General features: G+C 72.0%; 11 protein-coding genes. 7 read left to right on the forward strand and 4 right to left on the reverse strand.

Features of this window, described 5'->3' with window-relative positions; genetic code table 11:
* The first annotated feature begins 196 nt into the window (after positions 1–196).
* From rox to BS72_RS10795, 4 genes are all read left to right on the forward strand, one after another.
* The gene (rox, locus tag BS72_RS10780) at positions 197–1,669 is read left to right on the forward strand and encodes a rifampin monooxygenase (protein WP_037908947.1); all 1,473 of its coding nucleotides are present in this window, start codon (positions 197–199) and stop codon (positions 1,667–1,669) included.
* A gap of 488 nt (positions 1,670–2,157) precedes the next feature.
* Positions 2,158–3,096, forward strand: coding sequence for an ABC transporter ATP-binding protein (locus BS72_RS10785; RefSeq protein WP_037908950.1), 939 nt, complete (start codon positions 2,158–2,160; stop codon positions 3,094–3,096).
* The gene (locus tag BS72_RS10790) at positions 3,093–4,472 is read left to right on the forward strand and encodes an ABC transporter permease (protein ID WP_037908953.1); all 1,380 of its coding nucleotides are present in this window, start codon (positions 3,093–3,095) and stop codon (positions 4,470–4,472) included. The genes BS72_RS10785 and BS72_RS10790 overlap by 4 nt, the downstream gene beginning before the upstream one ends.
* 4 nt (positions 4,473–4,476) lie before the next feature.
* Positions 4,477–7,233 carry a bifunctional YncE family protein/alkaline phosphatase family protein gene (locus BS72_RS10795; RefSeq protein ID WP_037908955.1) on the forward strand — a complete coding sequence of 919 codons (2,757 nt, stop codon included), beginning with the start codon at positions 4,477–4,479 and terminating at the stop codon, positions 7,231–7,233.
* Positions 7,234–7,449: 216 nt separating this feature from the next.
* Here the strand turns inward: BS72_RS10795 and BS72_RS10800 are convergent, their stop codons facing one another.
* The 4 genes from BS72_RS10800 to BS72_RS10815 all read right to left on the reverse strand — a co-directional run bounded on the left by BS72_RS10800 (position 7,450) and on the right by BS72_RS10815 (position 12,227).
* The gene (locus BS72_RS10800) at positions 7,450–8,334 is read right to left on the reverse strand and encodes a class I SAM-dependent methyltransferase (RefSeq protein WP_051950927.1); all 885 of its coding nucleotides are present in this window, start codon (positions 8,332–8,334) and stop codon (positions 7,450–7,452) included.
* Between the two features lie 140 nt (positions 8,335–8,474).
* Positions 8,475–9,881: a Re/Si-specific NAD(P)(+) transhydrogenase subunit beta gene (pntB, locus tag BS72_RS10805; protein ID WP_037908957.1), complete on the reverse strand. Its 1,407-nt coding sequence runs from the start codon at positions 9,879–9,881 to the stop codon at positions 8,475–8,477.
* Between the two features lie 7 nt (positions 9,882–9,888).
* Positions 9,889–11,457, reverse strand: a complete 1,569-nt coding sequence (locus tag BS72_RS10810) for a Re/Si-specific NAD(P)(+) transhydrogenase subunit alpha (RefSeq protein ID WP_037908959.1) — start codon at positions 11,455–11,457, stop codon at positions 9,889–9,891.
* Positions 11,458–11,630: 173 nt separating this feature from the next.
* Complete coding sequence (locus BS72_RS10815) at positions 11,631–12,227, reverse strand: DUF1349 domain-containing protein (protein ID WP_037908961.1); 597 nt, start codon at positions 12,225–12,227, stop codon at positions 11,631–11,633.
* 359 nt (positions 12,228–12,586) lie between these two features.
* Between BS72_RS10815 and BS72_RS10820 the strand changes: the two genes are divergently transcribed.
* The 3 genes from BS72_RS10820 to BS72_RS10830 all read left to right on the forward strand — a co-directional run bounded on the left by BS72_RS10820 (position 12,587) and on the right by BS72_RS10830 (position 16,386).
* The gene (locus tag BS72_RS10820) at positions 12,587–14,434 is read left to right on the forward strand and encodes a peptide ABC transporter substrate-binding protein (protein ID WP_037908963.1); all 1,848 of its coding nucleotides are present in this window, start codon (positions 12,587–12,589) and stop codon (positions 14,432–14,434) included.
* Between the two features lie 61 nt (positions 14,435–14,495).
* Positions 14,496–15,449, forward strand: coding sequence for an ABC transporter permease (locus tag BS72_RS10825; RefSeq protein ID WP_037908965.1), 954 nt, complete (start codon positions 14,496–14,498; stop codon positions 15,447–15,449).
* A complete protein-coding gene (locus BS72_RS10830; RefSeq protein WP_078901221.1) occupies positions 15,436–16,386 on the forward strand; it encodes an ABC transporter permease in 951 nt (316 codons plus the stop codon). The genes BS72_RS10825 and BS72_RS10830 overlap by 14 nt, the downstream gene beginning before the upstream one ends.
* Positions 16,387–16,398 lie beyond the last annotated feature (12 nt).

Consider the following 16,398-nt stretch of genomic DNA (forward strand, 5'->3'; position numbering starts at 1 on the left):
GCGCGGACCACGCGCACACTCCTCCGCCACTCTTAACGTATACCGCGCCCGGGGGCTTGCGGCAAGGCCCCGGTCATGCCGGAGAATCGGCGGCCTCGGCGGGAAACGATGGAAATGGGCTGAGACGCGGTCTTCGCCCGGTATCGCCGGCGCGGGGGGCGCGGGAGCACGTACAAGCGGGTGGATCGGGGTAGCGATGATTGACGTGATCGTGGTCGGCAGCGGGCCGACCGGGCTGATGCTGGCCGGTGAGCTGCGGCTGCACGGTGTGCGCACGGTGGTGGTGGAGAGGGACGCGGAGCCGACGCGGATCGTCCGCGCGCTCGGGCTGCACGCCCGCAGCATCGAGGTGATGGACCAGCGCGGGCTGGCGGAGCGGTTCCTCGCGCTCGGCACGAAGCACGCGGTCGGCGGGTTCTTCGCCGGCCTCGGCACGTCGTGGCCGGAGCGGCTGGACACCACCCACTCCTACGTCCTCGGGATCCCCCAGCCCACCACCGACCGGCTGCTCGCCGAGCACGCCGTCGCGGCGGGGGCGGAGATCCGGCGCGGCTGCGAGCTGGTCGGGCTCAGCCAGGACGAGCAGGGGGTGACCGCCGAACTGGCGGACGGTACGCGGCTGCGCTCCCGGTACCTCGTCGGCTGCGACGGCGGCCGCAGCACGGTGCGCAAGCTGCTCGGGGTCGGGTTCCCGGGCGAGCCCAGCAGGGTCGAGACGCTGCTGGGCGAGATGGAGGTGGGCGTGCCGCCGGAGACGCTGGCGGCCGTGGGGGCCGAGGTCCGCAAGACCCAGCGGCGGTTCGGCGCCATGCCCCTCGGCGACGGGGTCTACCGCGTCGTCGTGCCCGCCGAGGGGGTGACCGAGGGCCGTGCGGTGCCGCCGACGCTGGAGGAGTTCAAGCAGCGGCTGCGGGCGATCTCCGGCACCGACTTCGGCGTGCACTCGCCGCGCTGGCTCTCCCGCTTCGGGGACGCCACCCGGCTTGCCGAGCGGTACCGCGTCGGCCGGGTGCTGCTGGCCGGCGACGCGGCGCACATCCACCCGCCCACCGGCGGGCAGGGGCTCAACCTCGGCATCCAGGACGCGTTCAACCTCGGCTGGAAGCTGGCCGCCGAGGTCAACGGATGGGCGCCGGAGGGGCTGTTGGACAGCTACCACGACGAGCGCCGCCCGGTGGCCGCCGACGTGCTGGACAACACCCGCGCGCAGATGCAGCTGATGTCCCTGGAACCGGGTGCCCAGGCGGTACGCCGGCTGCTGGCGGAGCTGGTGCGGTACGAGGAGGTGAACCGCCACCTGGTCGAGAAGCTGACCGCGACCGCCATCCGCTACGACGTCGGCCAGGAGTCCGAAGGCGGCGCCCCCGGAGGCGAGGACGCCGGAGGCGGCGGCCGCGAACTGCTCGGTCGGCGGATGCGGGACGTACGGCTGAAGCGCGGCCGCCTCTACGAGCTGACGCACGGCGGCCGCGGGCTGCTGCTCGACCAGACCGGCGGGCTCTCGGCCGGGGGGTGGACGGATCGGGTCGACCACGTCGTCGACGTCAGCGAGGAACTGGACGTACCCGCCGTCCTGTTGCGGCCGGACGGCCACGTGGTGTGGGCCGGCGAGGACCAGCGGGAGCTGGCCGACCGGCTGCGGAGGTGGTTCGGCGCGCCGCTCGGCTGAGCCTGCGTGCCCAGGCTCCGGTCGCGGTCGCGGTCGCGGTCCCGGCCCGAGCCCCGGCTCCGGTCGCGCTGACGGGCGGCGAGGTGGGCGTGGCCGGATCCCAGCGGCCAGGTGGTGGCGATGATGTCTCCAACTGCCTTACAAAACAGACCTGTTGGCGGGGAGGGTGCTACTCTGCCCACCTGTCGGCGGGCTGCCGGCCGGTTGCCGTCGGGCTGAGCCGAGCCGGGGCCGGGCGGGCGGGGCCGGGTGGATGGTGGCGCCGGACGGCGGATGTCCCGGAAGCTCGGAAATCCCGCCCTTCACGGCCCTTGTCGCGCCGTGTCGGCCGAAGGACCGTCATGTCCCCTCATCCGCGGCCGGGATGCGGCCGTTCGCCGCGGTGATTGCGGGCTCGTCATCTCCCGTTCCACCGGTATTCAATCCCGTGTCCATGCCAGGGCTGTGTGCTGTCCCTAGGTTCCCTGAGGGTTTCGAAGGAAGGGAATATGGACACACTCGCAGTCCGGGCTCGTGGGATCACCAAATGCTTCGACGAGGTCGTCGCCCTCGACGGCATCGATCTCGACGTGGCCCGGGGACAGATCCACGGGCTGGTCGGACCGAACGGCGCCGGCAAGACGACCCTGCTCGGCCTGCTGCTGGGCCTGGCGGTCGCCGACGGCGGGCGGCTGGAGGTCCTGGGGACGCCGGTGGGGCGGGCGCTCGCGGCCCCCGAGGGTGTCGCCGGATTCGTCGACGGCCCCGGCCTCTACCCCTCGCTCACCGCCCGGCAGAACCTGGCCGCGCTCGCCGCGCTGCGCGGCGCCGACGCGCGGACGGCGGGGATCGACGACGTACTCCACCAGGTCGGGCTCACCGACGTCGCCGACGACAAGGCCCGCGGATTCTCGCTCGGTATGCGCCAGCGCCTCGGGCTCGCCGCCGCCCTGCTCACCCGGCCCCGGCTGCTCGTGCTCGACGAACCGGTCAACGGCCTCGACCCGGCCGGGAGCAGGCACGTCCACGGTGTCCTCAACCGGCTGGCGGCGGACGGTACGAGCGTCGTGCTGTCGAGCCACCGCATGGACGACCTTGAGGCGCTGTGCTCCGAGGTCACCATCATCGCCACCGGACGGGTGGTCTTCTCCGGCCCGCTGGGCAAGCTCGCCGCGGAGAACCGCGATCTCGACTACCGGCTGCTCACCTCCGACCCGCGGGCCGCCCGCCGGCTGGCCGACGCCACGGACGGAGTACGCGTCGTCGAGAGCGCCGGAGTGTGGCGCGGCTCCGAGCCGCTGGTGGTGCGGGCGCAGGTGCCCGCCGTCGACGCGCTGGTGGCGGCGCTGGTCCGCGCCGACGTCGCGGTGCGTGAACTCGCCCCCGTCGTATCGCCGTTGGAAGCGGCGTTCCTCGCCCTCACCGAACCGCAGGAGACCGACCGATGACCGCGACGGAGACCCCGCCCGTCACCGACGCCCCGGCCGGCGACTCCGCCGCCGTCCACCGCGTCTCCGTGGCCCGCACCTACCGCTTCGAGCTGGTCAAGCTGGTCTCGCAGTGGCGGATCCGGCTGGTGGTCCTGGCGTGCTGGCTCGCGCCGGCGCTCTTCGTCGCCGCGGTGAGCGAGCAGAGCACGCTGCCCTCCGACACCCTGTTCGGCCGCTGGATGCACGCCACCGGCTGGGCCGGGTCGCTGGTGATCCTCGGCTTCGCCGGCACCTGGGCGCTGCCGCTGCTGACCTCGCTGGTGGCCGGCGACGTGTTCGCCGCCGAGGACCGGCTCGGCACCTGGCGCCACCTGCTGGTGGCGGTCCGCTCGCCGCGCCGGATCTTCGCCGCCAAGGCGCTGGCCAGCCTCACCGTCATCCTGCTGATGGTGGCCGGGCTGACCCTCTCCAGCGTGGCCGGCGGGCTCCTCGCGGTCGGCGACCACCCGCTGGTCGGACTCGACGGCCACCTGCTGTCCTCCTCGGACGCGGCCGGGCGGGTGCTGCTCGCGTGGGCCTGCGCCCTCGCCCCGACGCTGGCCCTGGCCGGGATCGGGCTGCTCGGCTCCGTCGCGCTCGGGCGGTCGCCGATGGGCCTGCTGCTGCCGGCGCTGGTCGCGCTCGCCATGCAGCTCGCCCAGATGCTGCCGCTGCCGGTGGCGCTGCGCGTCGCCCTGCCCGGCTACGCCTTCATCTCCTGGAACGGGCTGTTCACCGCCCCGGGCCAGCTCCGCCCGCTGCTGATCGGCGTCGTGGTGGCCCTGGTGTGGGCGGTGGTCGCCACCCTCCTCGCGTATCTGCTCTTCCTGCGGCGCGACTTCACCAACCCCACGCACGACACCGCCGGGCGGCGCGGGATCACGGTCGGAGTGGTACCGCTGGCGGCGCTGCTCGCGGCCACGTTCGGGGTGATCGCCCTGGCGACGCCGTCGAGCGGCTCCGGCATCTCCCAGGCCAAGATCCAGCGGTCGGTGTCCACCGCGTTCGCGCACCTCTACCGCATCCAGACGAGGGAGCTCAACCGCCCCGACGTCACGGAAGCGCAGCTGCGGGCCACCACGGCCTGCACCAAGGGGGAGGACAAGGTCGCGCAGGAGGGGCCGGGCAACGACTGGCGCTGCGTCGTGACCTGGCACCTCCCCGGCGTCGAGGCCGCGGGTACGGCCATCTACCAACTCGACGTCACCTCAGACGGGCGGTACGTCGCCGACGGCGACGGGCCGAAGGAAGTGAACGGCTACTTCCTGGTGCGGACCTCCACCGGAGACGCACCGAACCCTCTCTGGCAGTTCGACGGCAACGTCGAGCTGCTCCACACCTCCCCGAAGGGATGACTCCATGCAGGTAACACGCCGCCGCAGGCGTGTCGAGAAGGAGCCTTTCGTCTTTCTCGGTAGGCGTCCCGGGCGCCGCGTGACCCTGGTCACGGCGGGTGTCACCGCCGTCGGCCTGGCCGCGACCGGCACCGCTTTCGCCCAGACGCACCAGTTCGGGACCCAGCAGGTCGGCCAGACCACCGCTCAGGGCCAGGTCATCTCCAGCGACCAGTACCTCAACCCGTTCGGTGCCCGCACCGTCATCAACGACGGCAAGCTCATGTCGTCCGCGGTCAGCCCGGACGGCACCCACCTCGCCGCCGCGGTGACCGACGGCGATGCCGCGCTGGACATCGTCGACCTGAAGACCTGGAAGGTCCAGCAGCTCGTCGGCAACTCCTCCGCCGCGAACCTGAAGATCAAGGGCAACGACGTGGGCCAGGAAGGCCCCACGTACTCGCCCGACGGCAGCCAGCTCTGGCTGGGCCAGACCGACGGCTACACCAGGTTCACGGTGAACGCCGACGGCACCCTGGCCAACCCGACCACCGTCTCCATCCCGGCCGACGGCGCCAAGCACGCGCTGGTCGGCGCCGCGGTCTTCTCGGCCGACGGCTCCACCGTGTACTCCGCGGTCAACGGCCAGAACCGGGTCGTCGCCATCAACGCGGCCACCGGCGCCATCGAGCAGAGCTGGAACGTGGGCAACGCCCCGCGCGACATCGTCCAGGTCGGCGGCAAGCTGTACGTGAGCAACGAGGGCGGCCGCACGGCGAAGACCGGCGACACCACCCTCAACTCGTACAACACCCAGGTCCCGGCCAGCTCGCTGACCGGCGCCACCACGACGGGCACCGTCAGCGTCATCGACCTGGCCAAGCCGACGGCCGCCCCGGCGAGCATCAGCGTCGGCCTGCACCCGACCGCGCTGTACGCGAAGAAGAACACCGTCTTCGTGGCCAACACCTCCACGAACACCGTGTCGGTCATCGACGCCGGCCGCGGGAAGGTCGTCCAGACCATCTCCACGCAGCCGTGGCCCGAGGCGTCCGTCGGCTACGAGCCCGACGCGATCACCCTCACCAACGACGGCCACCTGCTGGTGACGCTCGGCCGCGCCAACGCCGTCGCCGTCTACCGCTACACCTCCGCGCAGCAGCCGGTCTCCTACGTGGGCCTGCTCCCGACGGACTACTTCCCGGCGGACATCGCGACGGTCGGCAACCAGGTCGTGGTCTCCAACACCCGTGGCATCGACTCCCTCCGCCCCACCACGGCGGCCGGCCACGGCACCCACGACACGACGTCCAGCCTCACGCACTTCGCGCTGCCGAACGACCAGGTGATCCGCTCGGAGACCGCCAAGGTCTTCAAGCAGAACGGCTGGAGCGACAACGACGTCACCGTGGCCAAGGGCAAGAGCAACGCCAAGCCCGTGGCCGTGCCGGCGAAGATCGGCGACCCGTCGACGATCAAGCACGTCTTCCTGATCGTCAAGGAGAACCGCACCTACGACCAGCTCTTCGGTGACATCCCGCAGGGCAACGGCGACCCGTCCCTCGCCCAGTTCGGCGAGAACGTGACGCCGAACCAGCACGCGCTGGCCGAGCAGTTCGGGCTGTACGACAACACGTACGACGTCGGCACGAACTCCGCCGAGGGCCACAACTGGCTCATGCAGGCCGACGACCCGGAGTACACCGAGTCCTCCGCCGGCGAGTACCTGCGCAGCTACGACACCGAGGACGACGCCCTCGGCCACCAGGCGAGCGGCACCCTCTGGAGCGGCGCCGAGACGGCCGGCAAGACGGTCCGCGACTACGGCGAGTTCCAGCAGTTCCTGGACAAGCCGGCGGACGCGAGCTGGCAGAACCTGTACTGCGACGCGAAGACGATGGACACCACCGGGGCGAAGAGCGCCTACACGCTGGACTCGTCCTCGCCGATCCCGTCGCTGAACAACGTCTCGGACTCCGCCTTCCCGAAGTTCGACACCAGCGTCCCGGACCAGTACCGGTACGAGATCTGGAAGCAGGAGTTCGAGAAGAACGGTCCGGCCAACCTGAACATGTTCTGGCTGTCCAGCGACCACACCGGCGGTCCGGCCAGCCCGGCCGCCCAGGTCGCCGACAACGACCTCGCGGTCGGCAAGATGGTCGACACGATCTCGCACAGCAAGTACTGGAAGGACTCGGCGATCTTCGTCGTCGAGGACGACTCCCAGGCCGGCCTCGACCACGTCGACGGCCACCGCGCGCCGATCCAGATCATCAGCCCGTACGCGCAGCACGGGACGGTGGACGACCGCTACTACTCGCAGATCACGATGGTCCGCACCATCGAGCAGATCCTGGGCATCCACCCGATGAACCAGGAGGACAGCGCGGCCACCCCGATGACGACCGCGTTCAGCAACAAGCCGAACTACACGCCGTTCACCGCGGTGCCCAACCGCACCTCGCTGACCGACGGCCTGGCCACCGCGCCCTCCTGCGGTGTGGACACCCCGGCCGCGCAGGACCCGACCGCGGCGGCCGTCCCGGCCACCAAGCCGGTGCCCGCGGCCGAGAAGACGGTCGCGGCGAAGTGGAACACCTGGAAGTCGCACCAGAGGCTGACCGGTGCCACCGCGGTGCCGGACTACGCCAACCCGGCGCAGATGAACCACCTCACCTGGTACGAGACCAGCAACTGGACCAAGCCCTACCCGGGTGAGGCCAGGATCTACGCTCCCGACGACGTCCCGGGCGCGTACATCCCGTCCTCGGACGACGACTGACGCGGACCGGAGCACGGCGGGCTGACGCGGGCGGAGCTGGACGGGTCTGAACAGGAACTGGCCTGAACCGGGCAGGGACTGGACAGGGACCGGGCAGCACCGACCCCGAGGGGCCCGCGGGACCGCAGCGGAATCGGAGGCCCCTGGCCGGCGGCAACGCCGGCCGGGGGCCGCTTCCGTGCGCTCAGCGGCTCGGTAGCCGAGCGGATCAGTAGCTCAGCGCCGGGTCGCGGCGAAGGCCAGGGTGCGGAACGGCATCTCGACCACCGGGGGTTCGGCGCCCTCGGGGTCCCGCGCGGGCAGGCCCAGCCGCTCCCGCAAGGCCACCTCGGCGAGGGCGGTGAAACGGCGCCGCTCCTCCTCCGGCAGCACCAGGAGACGGCTGTAGGTGCCCAGCAGGGCGGCCGCGTCGGCGGGGGTGGTGGCCCGGACGCAGTGGAACACCTCGGCCGTGAAGTCCCCGAACGGCGAGCCCTCGAAGTCCAGTTGGGGCCTCAGCAGTTCACCGCGGCGCCAGTGGTTGCTGCCGGAGCCGGCGCCGTCGGACGGACTCGCCGCGTCGCCGGCGCCCGCCGCGTCGCGCGCCGGGCCGCCGAACTGCCCGCGTGCCGCGTCCCGCAGCGCGTTCCGCCAGTCGGCGACCCACTCCACCTCGTTGTCGGTGCTGTTCCAGACCACGGCCAGCCGTCCGCCCGGCCGCAGCACCCGTGCCGTCTCGGCGCGGGCCCGGTCCGGGTCGAACCAGTGCCAGGCCGAGGAGACGACCACGGCGTCCACCGACGCGTCGGGCAGCGGTACCCGCTCGGCGGTGCCCTCCAGCACCCGCACCCCGGGGTTGCGCGCGGCCAGCACCGCCCGCATCCGCTCGTCCGGGTCGACCGCGACCACCTCGTGGCCGCGCTCCACCAGCATCATCGTCAGCGTCCCCGCGCCGGCCGCCAGGTCCAGCACCCGGTGGTGCCCGCCCGCCATCCAGTCCACCGCCTCCGGGCAGGGCCCCGGCCGCAGCCGCCCGTACTCCTCGGCGGCCGACCCGAAGACGGTCGCGCGCGCGGGGTCCTGCCCGAAGACGTTCACGGGGGCGGGGTCCTGTCCGGTCATGGCGGCGGCTCCTTCGGCGGCACGGGGTGGTCACGGGGCTGTCCGGGGAGCGGTCCCGGGGGCTCGGGGCGAGCCTAGGCGATCCTCCTGTCAACGCCCGGGCGGCCCGCCCCGCCCCGGCTGCCGTCCCCCCGCACCGCTCACAGCGCCTGGAGGATGTCCTCCACCCGCTGCTTCGCGTCGCCGAAGAGCATCTGGCTGTTCTCCCGGAAGAACAGCGGGTTCTGCACGCCCGCGTACCCGGTGCTCATCGAGCGTTTGAAGACGACGACGTTCTCCGCCTCCCAGACCCGCAGCACCGGCATGCCCGCGATCGGGCTGGCCGGGTCCTCCTGCGCGGCCGGGTTGACCGTGTCGTTGGCGCCGATCACCAGCACCACCGAGGTCGCGGCGAGGTCGTCGTTGATCTCGTCCATCTCCAGCACGATGTCGTAGGGCACCTTCGCCTCGGCCAGCAGGACGTTCATGTGGCCGGGCAGCCGGCCCGCGACCGGATGGATGCCGAAGCGCACCGCCACCCCGCGCTCACGCAGCCGCCGCGTCAGCTCGGCCACCGGGTACTGCGCCTGGGCCACCGCCATGCCGTAGCCGGGTGTGATCACCACCGAGGAGGCGGCGCGCAGCAGGTCGGCCGTCTCCTGGGCGGTCGTCTCGCGGTGCTCGCCGTACTCCCGGTCGTCCGCGGGGGCCGCCTCCAGGCCGAAGCCGCCGGCGATCACCGAGAGGAACGACCGGTTCATCGCCGCGCACATGATGTACGACAGGTAGGCGCCGGAGGAGCCGACCAGCGCGCCCGTGACGATCAGCAGGTTGTTGTCGAGCAGGAAGCCGGAGGCCGCGGCCGCCCATCCCGAGTAGCTGTTGAGCATGGAGACGACGACCGGCATGTCGCCGCCGCCGATCGACGCCACCAGGTGCAGTCCGAGCGCCAGCGCGACCACGGTCACCGCGATCAGCAGCCCCTCGTCCGGCGAGACGACGAAGGCGACGGTCAGGGCGGCGAACGCGGCCAGCCCGCCCAGGTTGAGGTGGTTGCGGCCCGGCAGCATCAGCGGGCTGGAGCGGATGCGGGCCGAGAGCTTCAGGAAGGCGACGATCGAGCCGGTGAACGTCACCGCGCCGATGAAGATCCCGATGAAGACCTCGGCGTGGTGGATGCGCAGCAGGGCGTGGGCGATCTCGGTCTGCCCGGCGCCGCGGGCCTCGACGTCCAGGTAGCCGTTCCAGCCGACGAGCACCGCGGCCAGGCCGACGAAGCTGTGCAGGACGGCGATCAGCTCGGGCATGCCGGTCATCTCGACCCGCCGGGCCCGCCACAGGCCGATGCCGGCGCCGACGACCATCGCGGCCACCAGCAGGGCCACTCCGGTCGCGGCGATGCTGCGGGTGGCCAGGCCGATGGTCGCGGCCAGGGCGATGGCCATGCCGGCCATGCCGAACACCACGCCCGAGCGGGAGGTCTCGTGCCGGGACAGTCCGGCCAGGCTCAGGACGAACAGGAGCGCGGCGACGATGTACGCCGCCTGCGCGGCGGAGGAGGCGGTCACGGCGGCATCAGTCCTTCGAGAACATGCTGAGCATGCGCCGGGTCACCGCGAAGCCGCCGAAGATGTTCACCGACGCCAGCAGGATCGCGACGAAGGAGAGCACCGTCACGGCCGTGTGGGCGTGGCCGATCTGGAGCAGCGCGCCGACCACGATGATGCCCGAGATGGCGTTGGTCACCGACATCAGCGGCGTGTGCAGGGCGTGGTGGACGTGTCCGATGACGTAGTAGCCGATCACCACGGCCAGCACGAAGACGGTGAGGTTGCCGATCAGCTGGCTCGGCGCGAAACCGGCCAGCACGAAGAGCAACGCCGAGGTGAGGCCCGCCAGTTCGTAGCGGCGCCGGGTCGCCATGGGCTGCCCGGCCGCCCTGGGCGCGGGCGCCGGGGCGGCCGGGCTCGCGGCCGCGGCCGGGCCTCCGGGGGACGCCGCCGACACCTGGACCGGGGGCGGCGGCCACGTCACCTCGCCCTCCCGGGCCACCGTGACCGACCGCTGCACCACGTCGTCGAGGTCCAGCACCGCCCGGCCGTCCTTGCCGGGGGTGAGCAGCTTGAGGAGGTTCACCAGGTTGGTGCCGTACAGCTGGGACGCCTGGCCGGGCAGCCGGCCGGCCAGGTCGGTGTAGCCGATGATCGAGACCTGGTTGGCGGTGACGACGACCTCGTCGGCGACCGTGCCGGCCACGTTGCCGCCCTGGGCGGCGGCCATGTCCACGATGACGCTGCCGGGGCGCATCGAGGCCACCATCTCCTCGGTGATGAGCCGCGGCGCGGGGCGCCCCGGGATCAGCGCGGTGGTGATGACGATGTCCACCTCCGGCGCCTGCCGGGCGTAGAGGGCCGCCGCGCGGGTGGTGTAGTCGTCCGACATCTCCTTGGCGTAGCCGGTGGCGCTCACCTCCACCTCGGCCGACTCCACCGAGAGGTACTCGCCGCCCAACGACCGCACCTGGTCGGCTACTTCGGGACGCGGGTCGGTGGCCAGGACGACCGCGCCCAGGCTGCCCGCCGCGCCGATCGCGGCCAGCCCGGCCACCCCGGCGCCGGCCACCAGCACCCTGGCCGGCGGCACCTTCCCGGCGGCGGTGACCTGTCCGGTGAAGAACCGGCCGAACCGGTGGGCGGCCTCCACCACCGCCCGGTAGCCGGCGATGTTCGCCATGGAGCTGAGCACGTCCAGCGACTGGGCCCGGGAGATCCGCGGCACCGCGTCCATGGCCAGCGCGGTGACGCCCTGCCCGGCCAGGGCCGCCAGCAGCTCCGGGCTGGTCGCCGGGGCGAGCAGGGCCACCAGCACGGCGCCCTCCCGCAGCAGTGCGATCTCCTCCGGGGCGGGCGGGTTGACGGCGAGGACCACGTCGGCCCCCCAGGCCGCGACCCGGTCCGCAACGGCCGCCCCGGCCGCCGTGTACGCCTCGTCCGACAGGCTCGACCCCAGGCCCGCACCGGACTCCACCATGATCTCGTAGCCGAGCTTGCGGAGTTGGGCGACGGTCGCGGGCGTGGCCGCCACCCGTGTTTCGCCTGGCCGCGACTCCGAGACGACACCCACTCGTTGCGCAGACTGACTCATGCTGGTCCCTTCTGCCTTGGACGGGTGCGCATAGCGTGGCATAGCGGCGCCCAGCCGCAAGCAGAAGTGAACGGTCCGGATCCCGAAGGACCCCGGGCCGCGAAGCCGCGTCAACTCGCCCCAACCGCCTTCCGGTAGGGGCGCCTGTCGGTGCGTCAGCCGCGGGGACGGGCTCAGCCGTGCAGGTCGCGCGGGATGGGCTCGCCGACACGCAGGTCGTGGAAGCGGGCGTGGAAGCCGGCGCGCTGCGGGGAGCACGCCATGACGCCCACCCGGCAGGTCCGCGGCAGATCGAGGTACGCCAGCCGCAGCAGCTGCCAGGTTCCGCCGGCGTCGCGGAACTGGACGCGCACCGCCTCGGCGTGGCGGGTCACCCGCAGGTCCAGCGGTCCGCTGTGGCCGGCCAGCCGGAGCACGGACCAGTCCGAACGGCCGTTGGTGACCACGGCGCTGAGGTGCGGGTCGCCGTCGGTGTGCTCGATGCCGGTCTTCATCCAGGTGTGCTCGTCGGCTCGGACCATGAGCCCGAGCTGGTCGTAGAGCTCCTCGAAGTCGCCCTCGACGGTCACGGACGCGGTGAAGTCGCCGCTGACCTCGGCGGAGAGGAAGTGGCCGTCGTCGCGGGCGAAGCCGTAGAACGTGTGCTGCCAGAAGTCCGTCCGGTCGCCGGTGACCACGTGCAGGGAGGTCCCCTCGACGGTCCAGCCCGGCGGCTCGTTGTACCAGTCCATGGCGGTGAGGTCGGCGGGCTCGGTGGCGGGCGCGGTCATCGTGGGGCTCCTTCACCGGCCGCAGCGGCGGCCGTCGGTCCTGGGCGGCGCGGTCCGGCCGTACCCGGCCGTACGACACGACCCTACGCGGGGGCGGCCGGACGCACTCCGACGACAACAGGCCACCCTCCACACTCCCGCATCACTCCCGCAACATTTGCCGGGCAGGCTGGAGTTGATCGCACCGGCGACGGGCGACCGGCAGCGCCGTGCGCACGGCGCGCGGCGGGCGCGCGGACGGCGCAGGCGTGAAACGGACGGGGGCAGGGTAGATCCCTGTGGCTCATGGTCTGTCGTGCCCTCGTCATTGGTGGCCGGCGGCCGGACCCGGTGCCGGTGGTGTCGCGAAAGGGAGGGCGATGGCACGCAAGCGCGTGGTCGGACGGATGAGAGGTGCGGTCGTGGCCGCGCTGCTGGCGATGACCGCCGCGGCGTGCACGGGCGGCGGCGGATCGCACACGGCGATCAGCGACGGCCGGAGTGCCACCGCGTCCCACGGCCCGGTGAAGAAGGGCGGGACGGTCACCGTCGCCGAGGTCTCGGCGCAGCCCGACTTCGTCTTCCCGTTGGTCCCGGCGACCAACCAGAACGGCTACAACGTCAACCTGACGCAGGGCATGTGGCCCTTCCTGGTCTATGCCGGGGACGGCGGCTCGTCCGAGGTCAACAAGGACCGCAGCCTCTTCAGCTCGCTGGACTACTCGAACGGCGGAAAGCGGCTGACCATCCGGCTCAAGGACTGGAACTGGTCGGACGGCAAGCCGATCACCAGCCGGGACTTCACCTTCGTCTACAACCTGCTGAAGACGAACTACAAGAACTGGCAGGCCCACCTCCAGGGGCTCTTCCCCGAGGACGTGACCAAGGTGGCCACGCCCGACGCGCACACCGTGGTGCTCGACCTCGACCGCGCCTACAACCCCGACTTCTACACCGACGACGTGCTCAGCACGATCCCGCTGCTGCCGCAGCACGCCTGGGACAAGGAGTCCGCCACCGGCGCGGTCGGCGACTACGACACCACCGCCGCCGGGGCGAAGGCCGTCTACAGCTACCTCCAGAAGGAGGGCGCGAAGACCGGCTCGTTCGCCACGAACCCGCTGTGGCAGGTCGTCGACGGCCCGTGGAAGCTCAGCGAGTTCCGCTCCAACGGCTACTACTCCTACGTCCCCAACCCCGGCTACTCCGGGGCCAAGCCGGCCATCGACAAGCTGGTCGTCAGCCCGTTCACCACGGACACCCCCGAGATCAACGCGCTGCGCTCGGGCAGCACCCTCGACGTGGCCGGGCTCCCGCTCAACGACATCAAGCAGGCCCAGGCCCTCAAGTCGAGCGGCTACTCGATCGCCAGCGAGCCGATCCCCGGCGTGGCCGAGATCGTGCCCAACTTCTACAACGCCGACGTCGGCCCGCTGCTGCGCCCGTTGTACATCCGGCAGGCGCTGGAGTACCTCATCGACCGGACGCAGATCGTCTCCAAGGTCTACGACGGCTACGCCGATCCGGGCAACGGACCCGTCCCGGTGAAGGCCCAGGAGAGCTGGGCCACCCCGCTGGAGAAGTCCGGCGGCCCCTACCCGTACTCGCCGCAGAAGGCGACGGCGCTGCTCACCGCGCACGGCTGGAAGGTGGCGGCGCGCGGCACGACCACCTGCCAGAACCCCGGGACCGGGGCGAACCAGTGCGGCGCGGGCATCAAGGCCGGCCAGGCCCTGACCTTCCAGCTCCTCTACTCCTCCGGCCGGACCACCACCGACCAGCAGTTCGCCGCGATCAAGTCCTCCGAGGCGCAGGCCGGCATCACCCTGAACCTCAAGTCGGAGCCGTTCAACACCCTGATCGGCACCATGGGCACCTGCACCGCCGCCTCCCACCCGAAGTCGGGCTGCGGCTGGCAGCTGGCGAGCTACGGCTACGTGCCCTACCCGCTCTACCCCAACGGCTCCGGCCTCTTCGACACCGGCGGCAGCAACAACGCGGGCGGCTACTCCGACCCGACGATGGACAAGCTGATCAAGGAGACCCAGTACAGCACCTCCAGCTCGGCGTTCAACGAGTACGAGGACTACGCCGCCCAACAACTCCCCTGGCTGTGGCTGCCATTGCGCAGCGGCATCCTGGTCTACCGGACCAAGCTCCAAGGCGTCGTCCCGCTCAACCCGTTCTCCGGCGGCAACAACTTCGAGGACTGGTACTACACCTCATGACCGGACGCTCGACGGGCCCGGCAACGGGCCCAGGACGCACGGCGGTTGCCGGAGGTGCACGGTGACGGCCTACCTGCTGCGCCGCACCGGGCAGGCCGTGGTCGTGGTGATCGGCGTGATGGTGCTGACCTTCGCGCTGATCCACCTCGAACCCGGCAGCGCCGCCCGCGCCACCCTCGGCACCAGGGCCACCGCCGAGCGGATCGCGGTCTTCAACGCCGCCAACGGCCTCGACCGGCCGCTGGCGGCGCAGTTCGCGACCTTCGTCAAGCAGGCGTTCCAGGGGAACTTCGGCACCTCCTACTCGCTGCACCAGCCGGTCTCCACGCTGATCGCGCAGCGGCTGCCGAAGGACGTGCTGCTGCTGGGCCTGTCCGTCCTGCTCGCGCTGGCCGTCGCCCTGCCGATGGGCGTCTACCAGGCGGTGCGCCGCGACCGCCCCGCCGACCACGCCCTGACCGTCGTGGCGTTCACGCTCTACTCGATGCCGGACTTCTTCTTCGGCCTGCTCCTGGTGGCGCTCTTCTCCGTGCAGCTCCACCTGCTGCCCTCGCAGGCGCCGCAGGCGGCCACCGTCGGCGGCATCATCACCGACCCGCGCGGGCTGGTGCTGCCGGTGGTCACCCTGACCCTGGTCAGCCTGGCCGGGTTCAGCCGGTACGTGCGCTCCTCGGCGATCAGCACCCTCGGCCAGGACTACGTACTGGTGGCCCGCGCCAAGGGGCTGCCGGAGCACCTGGTGCTGCGGCGGCACGTGCTGCGCAACTCGCTGCTGCCCGTGGTGACCATCCTCGGGCTCGCCGCCCCCGGCATCGTCACCGGCGCGGTCATCGCCGAGTCGGTCTTCAACTACCCGGGAATGGGGCTGCTGTTCTACCAGGCCGCGACGAGCAAGGACTACCCGGTGCTGCTCGCCTCCACGCTGGTCGTCGGCGTCGCGACCGTCGTCGGCAGCCTCCTCGCGGACATCGCCTACGGCCTCCTCGACCCCCGGATCCGCTATGACCGCGACTGACCACGGCCCCGTCCCGGCCGGTGACCACAGCCCCGTCCCGGCCGGACCGCCCGCGACCGGCCGGGACGCCGAAGCAGGGCCGACCGCCACCCTGGGCGCCGGCCGGCTGACGGTTGCCACCCTGCTGCGCAACCGCCGGGCCCAGGCCGGGCTCTCCCTGATCCTCCTCGTCGTCCTCTTCTGCTTCCTCGGCCCGCTCCTCTACCGGACCGACCAGGTGACGGTCCACCTCGACCTCGCCGAACTCCCGCCCGGCGGCGGCCATCCGCTGGGCACCGACGCGGGAGGCTACGACGTGCTGGGCCGGCTGATGGCCGGCGGACGGTCCTCGCTGGAACTCGGCTTCGCGGTGGCCGTGGCCACCACCGTCATCGGCACCCTCTACGGCGCGTTCGCCGGATACCTCGGCGGCATCGTCGACTCGCTCATGATGCGGGCCGTCGACACCTTCCTCGCCGTCCCCGGCCTGGTACTGCTGCTGATCATGGTCAGCATGTTCACGCCCTCGCTGGGCGGGATCATCCTGCTGCTCTCACTGCTGTCCTGGCTGTCGCCCGCCCGCCTCGTCCGCGGTGAGGTACTCACCCTGCGCACCCGGGAGTTCGTGCAGGCCTCGCGGATGATGGGCGGGTCCGGAGCGCGGGTGGTGCTGCGCCACCTCGTGCCGAACGCCGCCGGGGTCGTCATCGTCAGCGCCACCTTCACCGTCGCGGACTCGATCCTCATGCTGTCCACCCTCAGCTTCCTCGGCCTGGGACTGCCGCCGCCGCACGCGGACTGGGGCACCATGCTCACCGGCGGCCTGGACTTCCTCTACGACGGCTACTGGTGGCTGGTGTACCCGCCCGCGGTGATCCTGATCATCACCGTGGTGGCGTTCAACCTGCTCGGCGACGCACTCCACGACGCCCTGGACGTCCGCTCCGACCGGACCTGAACGGACCGTGAG

The organism is Actinacidiphila yeochonensis CN732 (assembly GCF_000745345.1).
In the GTDB taxonomy this organism is placed as follows: domain Bacteria; phylum Actinomycetota; class Actinomycetes; order Streptomycetales; family Streptomycetaceae; genus Actinacidiphila; species Actinacidiphila yeochonensis.